Raw genomic sequence first — 20,216 nt, forward strand, 5'->3', positions numbered from 1 at the left:
GCATGAGCAAGGAGGACAGCGTACTCGAGGGCACCGCGATCGATCCGGTCTGCGGGATGAGCGTCGAGATCGATGGCGCGAAACACGTGGCCGAGCACAAGGGTTCCAAGCACTATTTCTGCTCGTCGCGCTGCCATGACAAGTTCCGGGCGGATCCCGAGCTCTACCTGTCGGGCGCGCATCTCGATGCGGTGGAGAATGTACCCGCAGGGACGATTTACACCTGCCCGATGCATCCCGAGATTCGCCAGCCCGGACCGGGCTCCTGCCCCATTTGCGGCATGGCGCTCGAGCCGGAAATCGTGAGTCTTGACGAAGGACCCGACCCCGAACTCGTCGATATGCGCCGCCGCTTCTGGTGGAGCGCGCTCCTCACGCTGCCGCTGTTCGCCTATGCGATGAGCGATATGGTTCCGGGGCTCAGCTTCGACCAGTTGATCGAGCCCGCCCGGGCGCAATGGGCGCAGTTCGTCCTCGCCTCCCCTGTCGTTCTTTGGGGAGGCTGGCCGTTTTTCGTGCGTGCCTGGCAATCGCTCAAGACGCGCAATCTCAACATGTTCACGCTGATCGGTATCGGCGTCGGCATTGCCTATCTGTTCAGCCTGGTGGCGACGGCGCTGCCGGACCTCTTTCCGCCGGCGTTCCGCGATCATTCGGGCCGGGTGGGCGTGTACTATGAGGCAGCGGCGGTCATCACCACGCTGGTCCTCCTTGGGCAGCTACTGGAATTGAAGGCACGCGGCTCGACCTCAAGCGCCCTTCGCGCATTGCTCGAACTCGCGCCGCCCTCTGCTGTAAAGATCTTCGGCGAGGGCGAGGAGCGCGAGGTGCCGCTCGATGAGCTGGCGACCGGCGACCGCTTGCGCGTGCGGCCTGGTGACAAGGTCCCGGTCGATGGCGAAATCGAGGAGGGATCGAGCGCAATCGACGAGTCGATGGTGAGCGGCGAACCCCTGCCGGTGACCAAGCGCGCGGGCGATACGGTCATCGGCGGAACGGTCAACCAGACGGGGGGCTTCGTCATGCGGGCCACCAACGTCGGCAAGGATACCATGCTGTCCAAGATCGTCCAGATGGTCGCCGAGGCGCAGCGCAGCCGCGCGCCGATTCAGCGGTTGGCCGACCAGGTCGCGGGCTGGTTCGTGCCGACGGTCGTCGTCATCGCAATCGTCAGCTTTGTCGTCTGGGCGATCTGGGGACCCGCACCGGCGCTCGCCTATGCGCTGGTCAATGCCATCGCGGTTCTGATCATTGCCTGCCCCTGTGCGCTGGGGCTCGCCACGCCGATGTCGGTGATGACCGGCACCGGCAAGGGCGCGCAACACGGCATCCTGATTCGCAATGCCGAGGCGCTTGAGACGCTCGAGAAGATCGACACGCTGGTGGTCGACAAGACCGGCACGCTGACGATGGGCAAGCCCGATCTGGTGGCGGTCGATCCAGTTGAAGGCATCGATGAAACCGAGTTCCTTGCCGCGGTCGCGGGCGTCGAGCTGGGCAGCGAGCATCCGCTGGCGCATGCGATTGTCGAGGGCGCGCGGGCACGCGGGGTTTCGCCCGCCAATGCAACGGACCTGGCCTCGACGACCGGCGAAGGCGTCGAAGCGACCGTAAGCGCTCGCCGGGTGGCGATCGGCAACGAGAAGATGATGCGCCGCGTTGGGATCGGCGACGAGAGCTGGCTGGACTCGGCCGAAGCCGGATGGGCGCAGGGGCAAACGGTGATGTTCGTCGCATTCGACGGGCGCCCTGCAGGTCTGATCGCCGTGGCCGACCCCATCAAGCCGACCAGCGCGGCGGCGATCGCTGCACTCCACGCGCGCGGTATTCGCGTGGTCATGCTGACCGGCGACAGTCGCGGAACGGCCGAAGCGGTCGCGCGGGAAATGGCCATCGACGAGGTGCACGCCAACGTCTCGCCCGAAGACAAGCATCGCGAAGTCGAGAGATTGAAGTCCGAGGGGCGCCGCGTCGCCATGGCCGGGGACGGGATCAACGATGCGCCCGCCCTGGCGGCTGCCGATGTCGGCATCGCCATGGGCACTGGCACCGACGTGGCGATCGAGAGCGCCGGGGTAACGCTGGTGCGCGGAGATCTGACCGGAGTGGTGCAGGCGATCGTCCTGTCGCGCGCGACCATGCGCAATATCCGGCAGAACCTGTTCTTTGCCTTCGCCTACAACACGCTGGGTATTCCGGTTGCCGCCGGTGTGCTGTTTCCCTTTACCGGCTTGCTGCTGAACCCGATGATCGCTGCGGCGGCGATGAGCCTGTCCTCGGTTTCGGTGATCGGCAACGCGCTGCGCCTGCGTGGTCTGCGATTGTCGGCCATCGACGGCGTCGCAGAACAGCCAGCCTGAGGAAAGCGTTTGGCGAAACTCGATAGACCCGAAACCTGGCTGGCAATCCACGGCTATCTGACCGCATTTCTCTGGGAGATGCTGCAGATGCCGTTCTACGCGATGGGCGAGCTTTCTGCATGGCGGGTCACCGTCAATTGCGGCCTCGCTTCTTTCGGGGACGCGGGCATTATGGTTTTCGCCTATCTCATCGCATCCTGGGCGGCGAACGATCGCTACTGGTTGCGCAGTCTGAAGCTGCGTCCATTGATTGTCTTTCTGGGAACCGGGCAGATACTCGCGCTTGTTATAGAATTCATCGCGTTACGCGCGCCATGGGGTTGGAACTATTCCGAGCGGATGCCCGTATTGTTGGGGATCGGACTGATCCCCCTAATGATGTGGACGATCGTCCCGCTGCTCGCGCTCGCCCTCGCTGCCCGCTCATTGCGTGAACCGCCTGTCGATCGATGAAATAAATGGCAAGGAGGTTGTATGGCAGAGCATAAATCGAAAGGCGGAGGCGGAGGAAACTACATCCGCTTCATGGCGATGATCGGCACCTCGACCGTCGTGATGTTCATCCTCATGTACCTGAACACCTACGATGTCGATCACATCTTCTGGAGCGAGACCCGCTTCTGGATGGCCTTCGTCATGGGCGCGGCGATGATGGTGGTGATGCTGCTCTTTATGTGGGGTATGTACAAAAGCACTGCCAAGAACTTCGTTATTCTGGGTGTCGCCGCGCTCGTCTTCGCGCTCGCGCTGTGGCTGGTGCGCAGCCAGACCACGATCACCGACAGCGAATATATGCAGGCGATGATCCCGCATCACTCGATCGCGATCATGACCAGCGAACGCGCGCATATCCGCGATCCACGCGTGCGCAAGCTCGCCCATGACATCATCCTCGCTCAGCGGCGCGAGATCGCGCAGATGAAATACCTGATCGCCGATATCGACGAGAACGGTGTGCGAACCATCGAGCGCCTGCCCGAGGAGGCGGAACAATGAGAATACTCGCAGCGATTGCCGCCCTGGCGCTGCCACTGGTCGCGTGCAACCAGAACACCGCAGTCGGCAATGATCGCGAGTCGCAGCTCGAACCGGCCCCCACACCCGCGCCGATCATGGGTGCCGCGTCAGCCTTGGAGAACGTCGCCACCGCGATCATAAAGCCGGAAACCATGAGCGGTGTCGATATCGAAGCACTCGGCGGAAGAGAGGGTCGCTGCGCCGTCAAGCTGACCGAAATCGGGTTTCCCTCATTTCTCTACGAGCCCGATGGTCCCGGTGCCATCAAGCTCAACGGAAAGTTGATCGTCCTGCCAACCACTGGCGAGGGACGCTACGAGGAAGGCGGGCTCATCGTAATGCTGCGGCCTGTTGACGAGACCGGCAACGCCGGTCTGCAGGCGGTGGATATGATCGTCGTCCCGCCGCAAGCCAGCGACGAAATCGGTTATCGCGGTTACGTCCGGTGCTACGAAGGAGCCGCGACATGAGCAAGATCTGGCGAGGCGTCCTGCTAGGTGCTGTCGGCACCCTGCTGGTGCTCATTGCGATTGGCCTGCTGGTGATTCTCACCGGCGGTTACAACGTCGCGGCCACCGACCGGCACACACCGCTGGGTGAGTGGGCGTTGACGACCACCATGCGCAACGCAGTGCAGGGAGCTGCCGACGACATCGAGGCGCCTGCCGAATTAACACCGGCGATGATAACGGCCGGCGCGGGAGAGTACAAAGCCATGTGCGTGCAGTGCCATGGCGGTGTCGGCGAAGGTCGCGCGGAATGGGCCGAGACGATGCGCCCCAAGCCGCCCGCCCTTGCGCATGCTGCCCGGGAATGGAGTTCGGAAGAGATTTTCTGGCTGGTCAAACACGGTGTGAAGATGAGCGGAATGCCAGCCTTCGGGCCGACGCATGACGATCGGACATTGTGGAATATCGCTGCGTTCGTAAAGGCGATGCCGGAGATGAGCGAGCAGGAATACGCGGGCTATGCGGTTGGCCATGTGGATCCACCCGGCGCAGCGCCGCACCAACATTGAGGCGCCGGCGCGGTCGAGGACAGCGAACCGACGTCAGCCTCGATCGAATCTGGTTCAGAACAGAATCGTCTCGCGCGTGAATGCAGGCGTCACGTGAGGCGGCGAAATTCGATCGCTCGCGTGCCCGATGTCAGGGCTGCGGCGCTGGGCGGTTGCTTTGCGTCACGCGCCAGACCGTGTTTCCCACATCGTCGGCGACCAGCAGTCCGCCTCGCTCGTCGAGAGCGACTCCGACAGGTCGGCCATAAGCGTCACCCTCGGCACTGAGAAACCCGGTGAGGATATCGTAGATCGGCCCGCTGGGCCGCCCTTCCTCGAATGGAACGAATACGACCTTGTAGCCGCTCGGCGGCTTGCGATTCCATGAGCCGTGCTGACCTACGAAAGCGCCTTGCAGGCCAAGCGGTGCCGCGTGGGAAGCATCGGTGAACGCCAGACCTAGCGAGGCGGTGTGCGGGCCGAGCGCGTAATCGGGGATGACAGCTCGCGCGACGAGGTCGGGACGTTGCGGCTCGACCCTCTCATCGACGTGATCGCCCCAGTAGGAATAGGGCCAACCGTAGAAGCCGCCATCCTCGACCGCTGTCATGTAATCGGGCGGAACGTCCGACCCAAGCTCATCGCGCTCATTGACGGCGGCCCAAAGCCGTCCGCTCTCCGGCTCGAAAGCCATTCCGACCGGATTGCGCAAACCGCTCGCGAATAGCCGTTCGGCCCCGGTGCGCAGATCTATCTCGCGGATCGCGGCGCGACCTGTCTCTTCGTCCAGCCCGTACTCGCCGATATTGCTCGCCGATCCGATGGCGACATACAGTTTCGTGTTGTCGGGGCTGACGGCGAGGCTGCGCGTCCAGTGCTGGTTGTATGGCCCCGCGGGAAGCGCCGCGATTGTCTCGCCTGCGCCGGCAATGCTCGTGGCGCCGGTTTCGTAGCGGAAACGCAGGACCGCGTCGGTGTTGGCGACGTAGAGATCGGAGCGAACAAGCGCCATTCCGAAGGGAGAGTTGAGGCCGGTGATGAAGGAGCTGCGCAAATCGGCGATACCGTCACCGTTGGTATCGCGCAAAAGGGTGATCCGGTTCGCGCTCGGCACCGCCGAACCCGCCTTTTTCATGAACAGTTTCATGAAGAAGCCCTTGATGCCCTTTCCCAACTCGGGCTGCGGTGGGGCAGCAGATTCGGCTACGAGCACATCGCCATTGGGGAGGACATGAAGCCAGCGCGGATGCTCCAGTCCTTCGGCAAATGCAGTTACCGTCAGCCCATCCGCCGGCATCGGGAAAGCGCCTTCGGGCCATCCCGTGGCGGGTGCAACGTCAATTGTGGGCAGCAAGGTGTCGGTTGGTTCGACAATCTGGGGCGCCGGTCCGCTCGCGGCCCTAACCGGTAAGTCAGCCGTATGGCCGCAGCCAACCAAGGCAAGCGCCGCAAAGCTTTGTAGGAGGGCAGTTATGCGGATAGCTGGTTCTTTCCCGTTGCAGGTTTCCAATCCCTTCAATCTCTCCTCGTTCCACTCAGCCGCGTCAAATCGAACAGACCGTGAGCGATGACGATCGTCAGCCGCGGCATGCTAAACGTGAAGCTGCGGTTGTGATCTCCCCACGAACGACAGCCGGCCACAGGAGCGCCCCGTCACAAAGCCTTTCGATAGGCGCAGCAGACGGAGGTGCCAGAGCCGCCACATCTGACGACTGAACGAAGCGCCAAACCTGCGCACTTCGCCACTCCCGCAAATTCTTCAGAAGTTGCCATACCAGACGAATGACTTTCACGGCAGATCTGATCGAGCAGCTGGCGCAGATCCCAAAGGGCGAGGTAAGCGATTCGCACTTCGGCTTTGCATTGCACCTGCTAAATGGCCGTCGCCTTTTGTTGAAAGATTCGCCTGCCCGTTGTCGTTGGAAGCCGCAATGGGATCGTTCGCGGACTGTCGGTTTCGAGACCGAGCAGATGCAAAGCGGGCTTGCGGCCAAGTGGGTTCCGATCGTCTGCCCGAGCTGCCGGCCTCCCGTAATCCGCTATTCATTGATGGCTTGCCATGAGCATCTTCATGCCGGTTTTCTTTCGAAGCCTAGCCTTTTTCGGGCTCTTAATGCTCAGTGTGCCCGCCCATGCGACGGGCGGACTGTCATGTAAGACGGCGGATGAGCGCCCGATAATGGTGTCTCTTGGCTTCGGACATGTGCCGAGCGCCGGACTGTTCCTGGCGCACCTCGTAGATGATAAGCGAGAAATTGAAGTTACTGCGTCGCAGTGGTGGATGCACGGACCGGAATTGCGGCTTGCGCTGGTTTCCAGAGGTGCGACCCAGGAGGACTCATCCTGATCGCTCACTGGAACGATGCGGCGCAATCCTATGACGGGTCGGTGTGGCGATCGGGGCGCAAGCGCTGGGTTCGCTGCCGCGAGGCCTGAAACACGGCGCAAAGCAGCGACCGGAGGCGAAGGGCCAACGAGCCCACACGGGATCGGACCTGAGCTCATGGCCCCGGTCCCCGGCTCGATTGCGAAGCGCCAGCGTTCACGATCACGGCCAAGGCCAGACCTGATTTATCAAAGGTTCAGAGAGGCTTGACTAGGTTGCTATGTAACATGGGGAGCCGCGCCATCACCTGCCATCTCACAACAGTTCTGATGATGCTTTCAGCCTGTTCGGATGGGGCTTCCGTTACGCAGGCCGATCAAAGTCAAGCGTACGCCACGATTCTTGAGGGGCCGCCCTATCCACCGGTCACCCGGCTTGGGCCGGAACCCTATTCCCCAACGCTGCAGGATCGCCGCTGGCAATTTGCCGACAGGCTGGAGGAACGACATCTGCCCATGTTGCGCCGTCTCAAGCGGGGCGAGATTGGAAACTTCGGGGGAATCGAATGGCGTTGGCGCGGCGGGCCGGAGAATGACGGCCTAGGCACGGTCACGGGCGTCGCTTATTTCCTGAACGAGCCTGCGGCGACCTTGCGGCGATACGCCGGCAATTCGCTGTTTCAGCCTGCCACAGCCGGCTTCGCGCGCACCGACCAGGACCGCGTCGCGCGCGAGTGGGCTGGCCGTATCGGTGACGGCATCGCATCGCCCGGGTTCGGCAATATGAGTGTGCCGTGGTTAAACATAGCGGTGCCCCGTGACGAGTTCGAGGCTATGCGGACCGCGAAGCGATGGGATATTCCTCCCAACCTTGTTCTGCGTTTCAGCGAGTGGGCGGAGCCGGATCTCCCCGCTGTCCCAGATGAACTGCGGCCTTTGATCCGCTACGTTCCGAACGAACGGAGGCTGGCGGGCCCCACGCCCGACCTGGCAACATACGATGCGATCGTGCTGCGCGACGGATGCTTTTTCATCGACGAAGAGGGCGCTGACGATCCTCTGGCGATGTTCCCCCTCGGCGTCGGCGTCTACCGGGATCGGGAGGGACATCTGGCTTTCCGCTCCCGCCACTCCGGTAACGCGCGGCAATTGGCCCGCGTCGGTACCCGCATGCAGCTCGGCTATCGCGCGGAAGTGGCAGCGCCTCCGCCGGCGCTGATCGAAGCTTGCGGGCGCCACCGCGTGGTAACGGTCAAATCGCTCGCTCAGGCGGCTGGTTATGGCGGGGTGTGGTTCGCGGTGAAGCAGAGCGCCGCGCGCGAAGGGCTGAGCAAAGCGGAAGCGCTGCGCCAGGCCAATGATTGCCTGCTGGAGCAAGAGCGCGTGCTTACGGACAAAAGGCTTCGCGGCGGGAAGGCCGAGCCGCAATGGTGCGAGATGGCCACCAACATCCCGTCCGCTCCACCAGTGGAACCGGATGCAGGATGAAAAGCATAAATTTGAAGCGATCGACTTGCTCATTCGCGCCCGCGCTGAGGCGTCTGGCATTGCCGTTTTTCGTGGTCTTGGCGAGCGGCGGTTGCACTGAAACAGCGAACACGGTCTCCGTGGAAGCTCCAGGACAGCCGTTCAGGGCGGAATTTAATGAGCGGGGTTTCGCCACGATCCTTGATGCGCCTCCCGCCGGTTTTACCCCCGCGCGGCCGGGCGATCCGCCGCCCCGCACGGCCGAGCAGATCGCGGCGGATAAGCAGTTTAAACGCGTCGGCGATTTCCAGAACAGTGTGATGGACGATGTCGCGCAGCTTTCTCGCCGGCTCGAGCGGGAGGAGGGCGGCAATTACGTCTCGGTCTATTACGACAACGAAGGCGACCCCTCGGTAGTATTCCAGTTCCTGCGCGATGGTCCGGCAACCTTGCGCAAATACACGCAGCACTCGCGCTTCATCGGCAAGACAGTGCGCTGGTCGATGGAGCAGTTGCAGGCTGACGCGCAGTGGATGTGGGAGACTTTCCGCGAGGACCGCGTGCTGCAATCGACGGGGGTCGCCGCCGATCATGTGACCGCCGAGGTGCTGGTGTCGGAGGGAGAGTTTCGTGCGCTCGTCGCTCGCAAAGGTGTGACGATACCGGAATCGGTGGAACTGAAATTTCGCGCTGCGCCGGTCGTTCCGCTGGTCAATCCGCCGCGTCCCGCCGCTCGCGACGATGCAGTGCCCGAATCCATCGCGAGGCACATTCGCATCTTCCCCCGCCACGACCGCCCCGCCGGCGCGCTAAACGCGATCGGCAGTCGGGTGAAGGTGGTTCTGAAGGATGGCTGCTTCCGCGCTGCCGACCGCGGCGATGCCCTAGTCCTGTTTCCGTTCAGCGCTCGGCTTTTTGTGGATGAGCAGAACTACCTCGCGTTCGGCAGCGGTGAGATTCCGGGCTATGCCCGCGTAGGTGAGACGGTCGCGTTCATGGGATCGGTGAACGAAATGACCGAGCCAGTGCTGGTCGATCCAATCCATGCAGCATGCGGACCGGGCAAGGTCATCAAGGTCGAAGGTCTCGAAAGCGCCGCAGCGCGTGGCCGGCAAGAGGCTTCCGACGGCGAGATCAACGCGCTGCGCAGCCTGCAATCGAGGTATGGGCTCGGCGAAGCGCAAGCCCGCCGCGCCTTCGTCTGGCTGGAGCGAAGACAAGCGAGGAGGGTGCAGCCCGATGAGAACGGCAACCGGCTTCCTCCCATCACTGCATGGATGGTCATGAGCACTCCGCCCCGGCCGGTCATGAAGCCCGCGGATTGCCCGCCGGGCAGCGCGCTCAGCCTTGGCCTGTGCCGCACCCCGGAGGGACACCTGCGCCCGCTGCCGGAATGGTTGGAAGAGTTCATGGAGCAGGATCGATGAGAGGAACGATGCTCGCCATCGCGGCAGTCCTGGGGCTCACCGCATGTGCGACAACCCGCGAGCAATCCGAACGCGGCGGCTCCAACAAGGCAATCGCGCATGATGTCACCACCGGCCAGGCTCGCCTTGCCGCCCGACTTTATCCGCAACTGGCGGAGGCGTCCGGGCCGAACGATAATCTGTTCATCTCACCGCTTTCGCTCAGCGAAGGCTTGGGCTTGGCGCTCCTCGGCGCCCGTGGTCAGACCGAGATGGAGATGCGCGCGCTGATGGGCTGGGATGCGGTGTCGCGGCTAGAACTGCTGGTGAAAGGGTATGATCGGTTCCTGACGGACACCGGCGACAAGAAGGTCGCGCTCTCGGTGGCTAACGCGCTGTGGCTCTCGGACGATCTGTCCTTCGACAGCACATATCTGCAAAGTGCAACTCGGCTAGCCAGCGCCACCGGCTGAACCAGATCGGCGCCAACCTCGGATGGGAATTCGACGGGGGCGGCCGCTTCGATGTCGGGGCCAGCTATATCGACTCGCACATGACCAGTGCGCGGACGCAGACCCAGCAAACGCTGGGTGACTGGGGCATCAACAATGTCGGCGATGTCGAAGAGATTGCGGGAGGCCTCATCGAGCAGTTCTGCCTCCAGTGCCAGTTCGACAGATATGACGTCACCAATGCCCAGATCGCTTTCCGCGGCAATGCCGTCGATCTCTACCAGGCGTTCGCGCCGATCTACGAAGCTCGCGGCAACCCCATCAACGTCACGGGAAGCGACTATGACGAGGTGGAAGAAAAGATATTTTCCGTCTATGCGCAACTCGCTTGGGACGGTGAGCTCATGGGGCGGCCTGCGGGCCTCGTTGCCGGGGCCCGGTGGGAAAACACCACGGTTCGATCCTACGCGCAGTTCAACACGCCCGATCTGATCGAATGGGATTCCGACAACGACTTTACGAGCGTGCTGCGGCTGGTGCCGGAAAGCCTCGTCGAGCGCTCTGGCGAAGGCGAATACAACAATCTGCTCCCCGCGATCGACTTCCAGATCGAGCCGGTCGACGATGTCATAGCGCGCGTATCCTATAGCAAGACCATCGCGCGTGCAGATTACGGCAACCTCTTCGTTTCGCAATCGGCCACTCCCCCGAACCGGCCTACTGTGCTGGGGGGGGTGACCGGCGGTGCGCAGGGCAATCCCAATTTGCTTCCGCTGGTGTCCGACAATTTCGATGTTTCGCTGGAATGGTATTTCGACCGATCGAGCTACGTATCGGCTGCCTTTTTCGCCAAAAAGGTGAAGAACTTCGTCGGTGTCGGACAGGAGCCGCTCCAATTGTTCGGGCTGCGTGATCCGACCAGCGGCGCACCGGGCACCCGGTCGGGCACTGCTATCGAGCAGATCGCGGATATCGGTGCGGTGCTCAGCGATGTCAGCTTGTTCACCTTCGTCGCCCTCATCGACCAAAACAACGGCAATGTGGCTGCGGCACGCGCAGACTTCGAAGCCAATCTAAATCCCAATGGCCAGATTGATCAGGCCTTCGCAGACCAGATTCTGGCGGCGCGCGACGTAGTTGCCGATGCGAACGATCCGCTGTTCGAATTCCGGGTGAATACGCCGATCAACAACCAGGAAGGGAATATCCACGGTTTCGAAATCCAGGGTCAGTACTTCTTTGGCGAGACCGGCTTCGGCATTTCGGGTTCGTTCACCAAGGTCTATGGTGACGTCAATGTGGATGTCCTGTCCGACCCGAACGCCAACGTCTATGCACTGGTCGGGCTGGCCGACAGCTTCAACGTTACCGGCATCTACGAATCGGGCCCGCTGTCCGCACGTGTGGCGTACAACTGGCGCGACAAGTTCCTCTCCGCGGTCAACCGCGGCGGTGGTCGCAGCCCGGTGTTCTTCGAGCCGTTCGGTACCGTCGATGCAAACATCAGTTACGATTTCACTGACAACATCGCCGTCTCGCTCGAGGCCATCAATATCCTGAGCGAGCCGATCCGCTCCTACGGGCGCGACACGAACCAGTTGTGGTTTGCGCAGGAGCAGAGCCCGCGGGTGTTCCTGGGTGCCCGCTACCGGTTCTGACCGGGAGCGCCCACCGGCATAGGCCGACACGGCAAGCGGGGGAGGGTTTCCGGGCACCGGGATCCTCCCCCGTCCATTGCGGCGATCGTGCTTGCCGCGCATAGTCGGCAGACCCGAGGGAGGCGAGAAGACCGCAAAGCATCATGACCAGCGTCCTGCTCAACAATGTCGACCATCACGATCTGCGGGTCATCACGCGCGGCGGCGCTGAATTCGGCGATGCGGTGAACCAGGTGATGGTGTTTCCGACCGAGTTCGAGGCCATCCAGCGAGAACTGCCGATCGTCTTGCGTCCCGATGCGGAAGCGCGGCTGCGCCCGGTCGCCTTGCTGGGGCTGGCGCGCGACGAAAACCTCTTCCTCGATCCTTCGGACGGGTGGCAGACTGCGGCGATCCCGGCCCTCCTCCAGCGCGGCCCCTTCAGCATTGCCGCGTCGCAGCACGACGAAGCAGAACCGGTGATCCGCATAGACCTCGACCACCCCCGGCTGTCGCGGGAGGATGGGGAAGCCGTGTTCCTGCCGCATGGGGGGAACACCCGCTATCTCGAACGGGTAAGGGACACGCTGAGGGCGATCTATATCGGCAACCAGCTGCTCGACCCGATGGCGGAGGCCTTCGTGGACGCCGAATTGCTCAGGCCGGTCAATCTCGAACTGCAGGTTGCCGAAGGGGAGGCCTACGCCATATCCGATGCGCAAACCATCGACCGCGAGCGGCTGGCGGCGCTGGACGGAGCCGCGCTCGATAGGCTGCACCGCGCTGGCTTCCTGCATCCGGCGTTCATGATCGCCGCTTCGCTCGCCAATCTGCAGCGGCTGGTGGATCGTAAAGGCGCCGCGCAGCAGCTTGCAAGACCGTCGTGAAAGACTGGGGCACCCCCGTCCGAAGAATGACTGGCGTGGACCCTTGCGCGATCCCGTTCGAGACCCTGTTCGCCGGTCAGCAGCCGGTAGTGCTGGAGGGGCTCGCGCGAAGCTGGCCGATTGTCGAACGCGGTCTGTCAGGAGCGCGGCAGGCAGCGGACTATATCGCGACCTTCGGCGGGAAGAGCCCGGTCACCGTGTTCACCGGGCCGCCGGAAATCAGCGGCCGGTTCCATTACAATGCCGATGCGAGCGGCATGAACTTCACCTCGGGCCGGGCGCCTCTGGGCGAAATTCTCAAGCGAATCCTCGCCAATGGCGGGAGCGCCGACGAGCCGGCCATCTATGTCGGATCTGCCGATATCGACCGATTCCTGTCGGGTTTCCGGGCCGAGAACGACCTGCCGCTGGATCATCCGGATTTCGGTTTCAAGCCGCCGCTCGTCAGCCTTTGGATCGGCAATCGCACCACCGCTGCGGCCCACTACGACATGTCGCACAATGTCGCCTGCTGCCTGGTCGGGCAGCGCCGCTTCACACTTTTTCCGCCCGACCAGATCGCCAATCTCTACCCTGGCCCGCTCGAGCCAACGCCCGCCGGGCAGGTGGTGACAATGGTCGATCTCAAGCAACCCGACCTACGCCTCTACCCGCGCTTCGCGCAGGCGATGGCAACGGCGCTGGTCGCCGAACTCGAACCGGGCGACGTGCTCTATTATCCGGCGCTGTGGTGGCATCAGGTCGATGCACTCGCGGCCTTCAATGTCATGGCCAATTACTGGTGGAACCCGGTCCCCGCCTATATCGATTCGCCGCAGACAACGCTGCTGCACGCGCTGCTCAGCCTGCGCGACCGGCCGGAGGGCGAGAAGGCGGCGTGGCGCGAATTGTTCGACTATTATGTGTTCGGCGATGCGGGGCAGGCGGGCGAGCATCTGCCGGGGCATGCACGCGGGCCGCTGGGGCCGATGGACGAAATGACTGCACGACGGCTGCGCGCGCAAGTGCTCAACCGGCTGAACCGGTAAGGGAGGGCGGGGGGATGGCGCTGGGCAGGCCGGTAAAAAAGGTCGTGATTGCGGGCGGCGGGACAGCCGGCTGGACCGTCGCGGCCGCGCTGGTGAAGAATCTCGGGCCCCTGATCGAGATCGTGCTGGTCGAATCCGATATGATCGGCACCGTGGGCGTTGGCGAAAGCACGATCCCCACCGCGCGCCGGTTTCACGAACTGCTGGGTCTGGACGAGCGCGAGTTCGTCACCGCAACGCAGGCGAGTTTCAAGCTGGGGATCAGCTTCGAGAACTGGAGCCGCGACGAGGAGCGCTATTTCCATTCCTTCGTCACGCTGGGCCGGTCGACCTGGATGGCCGATTTCCAGCACATGTGGCTGGCTGCGCGGCAGATGGGTTTTGCCGGACCGCTCGATGACTACAGTCTCGAGACGCAGGCCGCGCTGGCGAACCGGTTCGCCATCGGTGGAGCGGACAACCGCGCGGCGGCGCCGCTGAACTATGCCTATCACCTCGATGCCACCGCCTATGGTCAGTATCTGCGCGGCTTCGCCGAACCGCTCGGCGTGAAGCGGGTGGAGGGCAGGATCGAAGAAGTGCGGCTCGATCCCGGCAGCGGGCATATCGCCGCGCTGGCGCTCGACATCGGCGGCGTGATTGAGGGCGATCTGTTCATCGATTGCACCGGCTTTCGCGCATTGCTGATCGAGGAGGCGCTGCAGACCGGCTACGAGGACTGGACCCACTGGCTTGCGACCGATCGCGCGCTGGCTGTGCAGACCGAGAGCACCGGCTTCGCGCGTCCCTACACCCGGGCGATCGCGCACAAAGCGGGCTGGCAGTGGCAGATTCCCTTGCAGCATCGGGTCGGCAACGGGCTGGTCTATGCGAGCGAGTTCCTGTCGGACGACGAGGCGCTGGCAATGCTCACGGAACGCCTTGATGGTCCGATGCTGACCGAGCCGCGCCCGATCCGCTATGTGTCGGGCAGTCGCCGCAAGGCCTGGAACCGCAATTGCGTGGCGATCGGGCTCTCGAGCGGCTTTGTCGAACCGCTCGAATCGACCAGCATCCACCTGATCATGATCGCGGTGACGCGGCTCATGCAACTGTTCCCCTTCGAAGGCGAGATGGACGCGCTGTCTGCGCGCTTCAACGATCTGTCGAAGCGCGAGCTGGAGGGCGTGCGCGATTTCATCGTCCTGCATTACCACCTGAACCAGCGCAGCGGCGAACCGTTCTGGGACCGGTGCCGCACCATGGATATCCCCGAAAGTCTAGCCAGCCGCATCGCGCTGTTCAGGCAAAGCGCCACCGCTTTTCAGGCTAGCGACGAGCTGTTTCGCGTGGACAGCTGGGTGCAGGTGATGCTGGGGCAGGGGCTGCAGCCGCAAGCGCACCATGCGCTGGGCGAGATGATCGGGAAGGAACGGCTGGGCTCGTCGCTGGAGGCGCTCGCCGCCAATATCCGCGAGCAGGCCGATCAGCTGCCTGCGCATCAGCATTTCCTCGACCGATACAGCCCCCGGGCGGCCGGGCCTCCCGCTTGACTGCGAGCGGCCCTATGATAGCGCTACCAGAATGAGCTGGAGAGGGTTCCCACGCCGAATAGCCACAGGTCTCGCCGGGATTGGCGCCGCCTTGTCGCTCGCCCCGGTCGCGCAGGCCGAGGATGGTTACGACCTGTGGCTGCGCCATGCTCCGCTGGAAGGTGAAGCGCTGGAGCGGCTGCGGAATTTTGCACCGCGGGTCGAAGTCGAAAACGACAGTGGCGGCGAGGCGCCAACTCTCGAAATTGCCGCTCGCGAACTCGGCCTTGGCCTCGAGCGGCTGAGCGGCCAGCCCTTGGAAAGCGGGGCTGAGCTCCGCTCCGTCATTGCGCTCGACTGTGGCAGCGATCCGGCGGGTACGGGCGAATACACGGTGCGCTCGAACGCGAAGGGTATCGCGGTCGGTGGGCCGGGCGAGCTGTCCTGTCTCTACGGTGCCTACGCCCTGCTGCGCGAACTGTCCCAGGGCGCGGATCCCCGCAGTCTGGACATCGCCTCCGCGCCCGCCATGCCGCTGCGCATGCTCAACCACTGGGACAATCCCGATGGCCATGTCGAGCGCGGCTATGCGGGCCGCTCGATCTTCGACTGGTGGCATTTGCCCGAACGGCTCGACCAGCGGATGCTGGACTATGCGCGCGCCAATGCCAGCATCGGCATCAATGCCGTGGCGGTGAACAACGTCAATGCGCGCGCCTTCATGCTGGAGCCGCGCTACATCGCCAAGCTGGCACGGCTGGCGGACGCCTGGAGGCCTTTTGGCATTCGCGTGTTCCTTTCCGCGCGTTTCAGCGCCCCGCGCGAAATCGGCGGGCTCGACAGCGCGGACCCGCTCGATCCCGCGGTGCGCGCCTGGTGGGCGGGCAAGGCCGACGAGATCTATGCCGCGATCCCCGATTTCGGCGGGTTCCTGGTCAAGGCCAACAGCGAGGGCCAGCCGGGTCCTCAGGACTATGGCCGCACTCATGCCGACGGGGCCAACATGATGGCGGAAGCGCTGGGCGAGCGAGGCACCGTGATCTGGCGTGCCTTCGTCTATTCCGAACATGACGAAACCGACCGCGCCAAACAGGCCTATGCCGAATTCGTCCCGCTGGATGGCGCGTTCGCCGAGAATGTGATCGTGCAGGTCAAGAACGGGGCAATCGACTTCCAGCCGCGCGAGCCGTTCCATCCGATGTTCGGGGCGACGCCCAACACCAGGCTGATGCTGGAAGCGCAGATCACCAAGGAATACCTCGGCTTCGCCAGCCATCTCGCCTACCTCGCGCCGATGTGGGAGGAGGTGCTCGACGCCGACACCGGGCGCGGCGCGACGGTGGCCCAGGTGGTCGCGCCGGTCGGAATGGCGGGGGTCGCCAACACCGGATCGGATCGCAACTGGTCGGGTTCGGACTTCGATCAGGCGAATTGGTACGCTTTCGGACGGCTGGCCTGGGATCCCAGCCTCTCGAGCGAGCAAATCGCGCGGGAATGGGCCGCACAGACCTTCAGCCGCGATCCGGCCTTCATCGATGCGGTGGTGCCGATCATGCTGGCGAGCCGGCAAGCGGTGGTCGACTATATGACGCCGCTGGGCCTCGCGCATCTGATGGACACCGGTCACCACTACGGACCCGCGCCTTGGATCTGCGAACTGGAAAGGCCCGAATGGAACCCGTGCTATTACCACCGCGCCGATGCGGAGGGGATCGGGTTCGATCGCACCTCCGGCGGAAGCGACGCTCTCGCCCAATATGCGCCTTCGGTCGCGGCGCGATGGAGCGATCCCGCGAGCATCGATCCCGCCTATCTGCTTTGGTTTCACCGCGTCGGCTGGGACCATCGGATGCGCTCGGGCCGGAGCCTGTGGGCCGAACTGGTCGCGCGCTACGACAGCGGCGTCGGTGATGTCGACCGGATGACCGAAACCTGGCGCGGGCTTGCCGACCACGTCGATCCGCAGCGCCACCGCGCCGTGGCCGAAAACCTTGCCATCCAGCGGCGCGAGGCGCGCTGGTGGCGCGATGCTTCGCTCGCCTATTGGCAGTCCGTCAACGGGCTCGAACTGCCCGCCGGAACGCGCCCTCCCGCCGAGAGCCTCGATCATTATCGCAGCCTCACCTTTCCCGAAGCCCCGGGCAATTGACGGGCAGATCGAGGGGGCGCTTGATGAGCAATGGAATCAGGGTCTATGGGCGCAGTGATGAGTGACCAGGGGCATCAGCCGGACGAGAGTTCGGTAGGGGTTCGGCGCAAGCAGCGCGGGGCGGGTCGGCAAATGGGTGCCCCGACGATCGCCGATGTGGCGCGCGAAGCCAATTGCTCGCCGATGACGGTGAGCCGGGTGATAAACGCCCAGGGCAATGTCCGGGTCGGCACGCGCGACCAGGTGATGGCCGCCATCGCCAAGCTCAACTATTCGCCCAACCGCGCCGCGCGCAGCCTGGCGGGGGGCGACCAGGTGCGCATCGCGCTGCTGTTCGACAACCCCTCGGCATCCTACCTCAGCGAGTTCCTGATGGGCGCGCTGGAGGAAGCCAGCCGCCGCGACGTGCAATTGGTCGTCCAGAGCTGCGACAGCTTGGCCGCCGCCATGGTTCTGGTGCGCAATCTCGCCGAGGGCGGGATCCAGGGTTTCATTCTTCCACCGCCGCTGTGCGACGATCGGGAAGTGCTCGATCTTGTGGCCGAACTCAATACCATCGCGGTCGCGGTGGGCCCGGGCAAGGCGGAAGGCTCGCAGGGTGCGGTGCTGATCGACGATTTCCAGGCCGCCTACGACATGACGCGCCACATCCTCGGACTCGGCCACGAACGGATCGGCTTCATCATCGGCAATCCCGAGCAGGTTGCGGCCGACCGGCGCCTGAACGGCTATCTTGCCGCGATCCGCGATGCCGGGCTGGAAGTGGACGACCGCCTGATCGTGCAGGGCCGCTTTACCTATCGCTCGGGCATGGACGGGGCGGAAAAGTTGCTTTCGGCCACACCGCGTCCCACCGCGATCTTCGCCTCGAACGACGACATGGCGGCGGCTACCGTGGCCGTGGCCCACCGCCGGCATCTCGACGTGCCCAACGACATCACCGTCTGCGGGTTCGACGATACCGACATGGCCAGTTCGATCTGGCCCGAATTGACGACGATCCGCCAGCCGATCCGTGAGATGACCGCCTGGGCGGTGGGCGCGATCACCCGTATGATCCGGGCAAAACGACAGGGTCAAGTGAGCCCGATCGAGGAAGAGATCATGCCCTACACGCTGGTGCGCCGCGAATCGGATGCTGCGCCGTCACTGGCGGGCCGGGGCTCTCACGGAGCCGCAAGCTGATGGGCGCCGATGAGACGGTAGGCACCCGGCGGTTGCGCAGCCGCGACTGGTTCGACAATCCCGCCCGCATGGACATGACGGCGCTCTATCTCGAGCGGTTCATGAATTACGGCGTCACCCCCGAGGAACTGCGCAGCGGCAAGCCGATCATCGGCATCGCGCAAAGCGGCAGCGATCTCTCGCCCTGCAACCGCATCCATCTCGAACTGGCCAAGCGCACCCGCGACGGGATTCGCGATGCGGGCGGCATTCCCATCGAATTCCCCGTCCATCCGATCTTCGAGAACTGCCGCCGGCCGACCGCAGCGCTCGATCGCAACCTGCTGTATCTGGGGCTGGTGGAACTGCTCAACGGGTATCCTATCGATGGTGTGGTGCTGACCACCGGCTGCGACAAGACCACGCCGAGCCAGATCATGGCGGCGAGCACAGTCGATATTCCCGCCATTGTTCTGTCGGGCGGGCCGATGCTCGACGGCTGGCACGAGGACGAACTTGTCGGCAGCGGGACGGTGATCTGGCGCAGCCGCCGCATGCTGGCGGCCGGCGAGATAAGCGAGGAGGAATTCCTCGACCGCGCCACATCGAGCGCTCCCAGCGCCGGCCATTGCAATTCGATGGGCACCGCGAGCACGATGAACGCGGTAGCCGAAGCGCTCGGCCTGTCGCTGACCGGCTGCGCCGCCATCCCTGCGCCCTATCGCGAGCGCGGGCAGATGGCCTATCGCACCGGGCGGCGGATCGTCGAAATGGTGCATGCGGACATGCGGCCCTCGGCCATCCTGACACGCGCGGCGTTCGAGAATGCGATCGCTGTTGTCAGCGCCTGCGGGGGGTCGTCCAACGCGCAGCCGCATATCCAGGCCATGGCCGCCCATGCCGGAGTGGAGCTGCCGCTCAGCACCTGGAACGACCACGGCTACGATCTGCCGCTGCTGCTCAACATGCAACCGGCGGGTAAGTATCTGGGGGAACGGTTCCACCGCGCGGGCGGCGTTCCAGCGGTGATGTGGGAACTGCTGGAGTCGGGCAGGCTGCACGGGGACTGCCTGACCTGCACTGGCGCTACCATGGCGGAGAATCTCGCTGGTCGCGAAAGCCGAGACCGCGAGATGATCCGCCCCTTTGCCGATCCGCTGATGGAGCGCGCGGGCTTTATGGTGCTGTCGGGCAATCTGTTCGATTTCGCGGTGCTCAAGACCTCGGTGATCTCCGAGGAATTCCGTGCCCGCTACCTATCGCGCCCCGGCGCCGAGAACCTGTTCGAAGCGGGTGCGGTCGTGTTCGACGGATCCGACGATTACCATCAGCGGATCAACGACCCCGATCTCGACATCGACGAAGGTTCGATCCTGGTGATCCGCGGCTCCGGGGTGATCGGCTGGCCGGGCAGCGCCGAAGTGGTCAATATGCAGCCGCCCGATGCGATGATCCGGCGCGGTGTGTCCTGGCTGCCGACTCTGGGCGACGGGAGGCAATCGGGCACCAGCGACAGCCCCTCGATCCTCAACGTCTCGCCCGAAAGCGCGGCGGGCGGAGGACTGGCCTGGCTGCGTGACGGCGATGTCATCAGGGTCGATTTGAACAAGGGTACATGCGATGCGCTGGTGGAGAAGGCCGAGATTGCTCGCCGCCTCGCGGAAGAACCCGCGCCGCCCGTTCCTGCTTCTCACACCCCGTGGGAAGAACTCTATCGCGAGAAGACCGGACAATTGGGCGAGGGCGGGGTGATGGATTTCGCGCTCAAATATCGTGGGACGGCGCAGAAGGGCCTGCCGCGACACAATCACTGATC

General features: G+C 63.9%; 17 protein-coding genes. 16 read left to right on the forward strand and 1 reads right to left on the reverse strand.

Going from position 1 to position 20,216, the window contains the following annotated elements:
* Nucleotides 1-2: 2 nt before the first annotated feature.
* From ACQ5J0_RS08085 to ACQ5J0_RS08105, 5 genes are read left to right on the forward strand one after another with little or no spacing between them, the layout of a single operon-like run.
* Nucleotides 3-2,360 (forward strand): heavy metal translocating P-type ATPase, encoded by a 2,358-nt coding sequence (locus tag ACQ5J0_RS08085; RefSeq protein WP_462566949.1) that lies wholly within the window; start codon nt 3-5, stop codon nt 2,358-2,360.
* 9 nt (nt 2,361-2,369) lie between these two features.
* Nucleotides 2,370-2,813, forward strand: coding sequence for a hypothetical protein (locus ACQ5J0_RS08090; RefSeq protein ID WP_462566950.1), 444 nt, complete (start codon nt 2,370-2,372; stop codon nt 2,811-2,813).
* 21 nt (nt 2,814-2,834) lie between these two features.
* Nucleotides 2,835-3,356, forward strand: coding sequence for a DUF305 domain-containing protein (locus tag ACQ5J0_RS08095; protein WP_462566951.1), 522 nt, complete (start codon nt 2,835-2,837; stop codon nt 3,354-3,356).
* Nucleotides 3,353-3,847: a DUF6692 family protein gene (locus ACQ5J0_RS08100; RefSeq protein ID WP_462566952.1), complete on the forward strand. Its 495-nt coding sequence runs from the start codon at nt 3,353-3,355 to the stop codon at nt 3,845-3,847. Before ACQ5J0_RS08095 ends, ACQ5J0_RS08100 begins: the two co-directional genes overlap by 4 nt.
* Nucleotides 3,844-4,395, forward strand: coding sequence for a c-type cytochrome (locus tag ACQ5J0_RS08105; RefSeq protein ID WP_462566953.1), 552 nt, complete (start codon nt 3,844-3,846; stop codon nt 4,393-4,395). The genes ACQ5J0_RS08100 and ACQ5J0_RS08105 overlap by 4 nt, the downstream gene beginning before the upstream one ends.
* A gap of 130 nt (nt 4,396-4,525) precedes the next feature.
* On the opposite strand, the gene ACQ5J0_RS08110 is transcribed toward ACQ5J0_RS08105, so the two are convergent.
* Nucleotides 4,526-5,893 (reverse strand): PQQ-dependent sugar dehydrogenase, encoded by a 1,368-nt coding sequence (locus ACQ5J0_RS08110; protein WP_462566954.1) that lies wholly within the window; start codon nt 5,891-5,893, stop codon nt 4,526-4,528.
* Nucleotides 5,894-6,156: 263 nt separating this feature from the next.
* Between ACQ5J0_RS08110 and ACQ5J0_RS08115 the strand changes: the two genes are divergently transcribed.
* The 11 genes from ACQ5J0_RS08115 to ACQ5J0_RS08165 all read left to right on the forward strand — a co-directional run bounded on the left by ACQ5J0_RS08115 (nt 6,157) and on the right by ACQ5J0_RS08165 (nt 20,214).
* Nucleotides 6,157-6,531 carry a hypothetical protein gene (locus tag ACQ5J0_RS08115; protein WP_462566955.1) on the forward strand — a complete coding sequence of 125 codons (375 nt, stop codon included), beginning with the start codon at nt 6,157-6,159 and terminating at the stop codon, nt 6,529-6,531.
* A 456-nt stretch (nt 6,532-6,987) separates the two neighbouring features.
* A complete protein-coding gene (locus ACQ5J0_RS08120; RefSeq protein ID WP_462566956.1) occupies nt 6,988-8,187 on the forward strand; it encodes a hypothetical protein in 1,200 nt (399 codons plus the stop codon).
* A 59-nt stretch (nt 8,188-8,246) separates the two neighbouring features.
* Complete coding sequence (locus tag ACQ5J0_RS08125) at nt 8,247-9,593, forward strand: hypothetical protein (protein ID WP_462566957.1); 1,347 nt, start codon at nt 8,247-8,249, stop codon at nt 9,591-9,593.
* Nucleotides 9,594-9,601: 8 nt separating this feature from the next.
* Nucleotides 9,602-10,045, forward strand: coding sequence for a serpin family protein (locus tag ACQ5J0_RS08130; protein WP_462566958.1), 444 nt, complete (start codon nt 9,602-9,604; stop codon nt 10,043-10,045).
* Complete coding sequence (locus ACQ5J0_RS08135) at nt 9,970-11,682, forward strand: TonB-dependent receptor domain-containing protein (RefSeq protein WP_462566959.1); 1,713 nt, start codon at nt 9,970-9,972, stop codon at nt 11,680-11,682. The genes ACQ5J0_RS08130 and ACQ5J0_RS08135 overlap by 76 nt, the downstream gene beginning before the upstream one ends.
* Nucleotides 11,683-11,825: 143 nt before the next feature.
* Nucleotides 11,826-12,548 carry a SapC family protein gene (locus ACQ5J0_RS08140; protein WP_462566960.1) on the forward strand — a complete coding sequence of 241 codons (723 nt, stop codon included), beginning with the start codon at nt 11,826-11,828 and terminating at the stop codon, nt 12,546-12,548.
* Between the two features lie 26 nt (nt 12,549-12,574).
* On the forward strand, nt 12,575-13,576 hold the full coding sequence (locus ACQ5J0_RS08145; protein WP_462570082.1) for a cupin-like domain-containing protein: 1,002 nt from the start codon (nt 12,575-12,577) through the stop codon (nt 13,574-13,576).
* Between the two features lie 14 nt (nt 13,577-13,590).
* Nucleotides 13,591-15,108 carry a tryptophan halogenase family protein gene (locus ACQ5J0_RS08150; protein WP_462566961.1) on the forward strand — a complete coding sequence of 506 codons (1,518 nt, stop codon included), beginning with the start codon at nt 13,591-13,593 and terminating at the stop codon, nt 15,106-15,108.
* Between the two features lie 31 nt (nt 15,109-15,139).
* A complete protein-coding gene (locus tag ACQ5J0_RS08155; RefSeq protein ID WP_462566962.1) occupies nt 15,140-17,236 on the forward strand; it encodes an alpha-glucuronidase in 2,097 nt (698 codons plus the stop codon).
* 57 nt (nt 17,237-17,293) lie between these two features.
* A complete protein-coding gene (locus tag ACQ5J0_RS08160; protein WP_462566963.1) occupies nt 17,294-18,421 on the forward strand; it encodes a LacI family DNA-binding transcriptional regulator in 1,128 nt (375 codons plus the stop codon).
* Nucleotides 18,421-20,214, forward strand: a complete 1,794-nt coding sequence (locus tag ACQ5J0_RS08165) for an IlvD/Edd family dehydratase (protein ID WP_462566964.1) — start codon at nt 18,421-18,423, stop codon at nt 20,212-20,214. The genes ACQ5J0_RS08160 and ACQ5J0_RS08165 overlap by 1 nt, the downstream gene beginning before the upstream one ends.
* Nucleotides 20,215-20,216 lie beyond the last annotated feature (2 nt).

This window comes from Qipengyuania sp. SM2512 (genome assembly GCF_054954005.1).

Bases quoted from the DNA above. Each gene is read 5' to 3' on its own strand.
- ACQ5J0_RS08085 (WP_462566949.1), top strand. From the start codon at position 3: ATGAGCAAGGAGGACAGCGTACTCGAGGGCACCGCGATCGATCCGGTC.
- ACQ5J0_RS08095 (WP_462566951.1), top strand. From the start codon at position 2,835: ATGGCAGAGCATAAATCGAAAGGCGGAGGCGGAGGAAACTACATCCGC.
- ACQ5J0_RS08100 (WP_462566952.1), top strand. From the start codon at position 3,353: ATGAGAATACTCGCAGCGATTGCCGCCCTGGCGCTGCCACTGGTCGCG.
- ACQ5J0_RS08105 (WP_462566953.1), top strand. From the start codon at position 3,844: ATGAGCAAGATCTGGCGAGGCGTCCTGCTAGGTGCTGTCGGCACCCTG.
- ACQ5J0_RS08115 (WP_462566955.1), top strand. From the start codon at position 6,157: ATGACTTTCACGGCAGATCTGATCGAGCAGCTGGCGCAGATCCCAAAG.
- ACQ5J0_RS08120 (WP_462566956.1), top strand. From the start codon at position 6,988: ATGGGGAGCCGCGCCATCACCTGCCATCTCACAACAGTTCTGATGATG.
- ACQ5J0_RS08130 (WP_462566958.1), top strand. From the start codon at position 9,602: ATGCTCGCCATCGCGGCAGTCCTGGGGCTCACCGCATGTGCGACAACC.
- ACQ5J0_RS08140 (WP_462566960.1), top strand. From the start codon at position 11,826: ATGACCAGCGTCCTGCTCAACAATGTCGACCATCACGATCTGCGGGTC.
- ACQ5J0_RS08145 (WP_462570082.1), top strand. From the start codon at position 12,575: ATGACTGGCGTGGACCCTTGCGCGATCCCGTTCGAGACCCTGTTCGCC.
- ACQ5J0_RS08150 (WP_462566961.1), top strand. From the start codon at position 13,591: ATGGCGCTGGGCAGGCCGGTAAAAAAGGTCGTGATTGCGGGCGGCGGG.
- ACQ5J0_RS08155 (WP_462566962.1), top strand. From the start codon at position 15,140: ATGAGCTGGAGAGGGTTCCCACGCCGAATAGCCACAGGTCTCGCCGGG.
- ACQ5J0_RS08160 (WP_462566963.1), top strand. From the start codon at position 17,294: ATGAGTGACCAGGGGCATCAGCCGGACGAGAGTTCGGTAGGGGTTCGG.
- ACQ5J0_RS08165 (WP_462566964.1), top strand. From the start codon at position 18,421: ATGGGCGCCGATGAGACGGTAGGCACCCGGCGGTTGCGCAGCCGCGAC.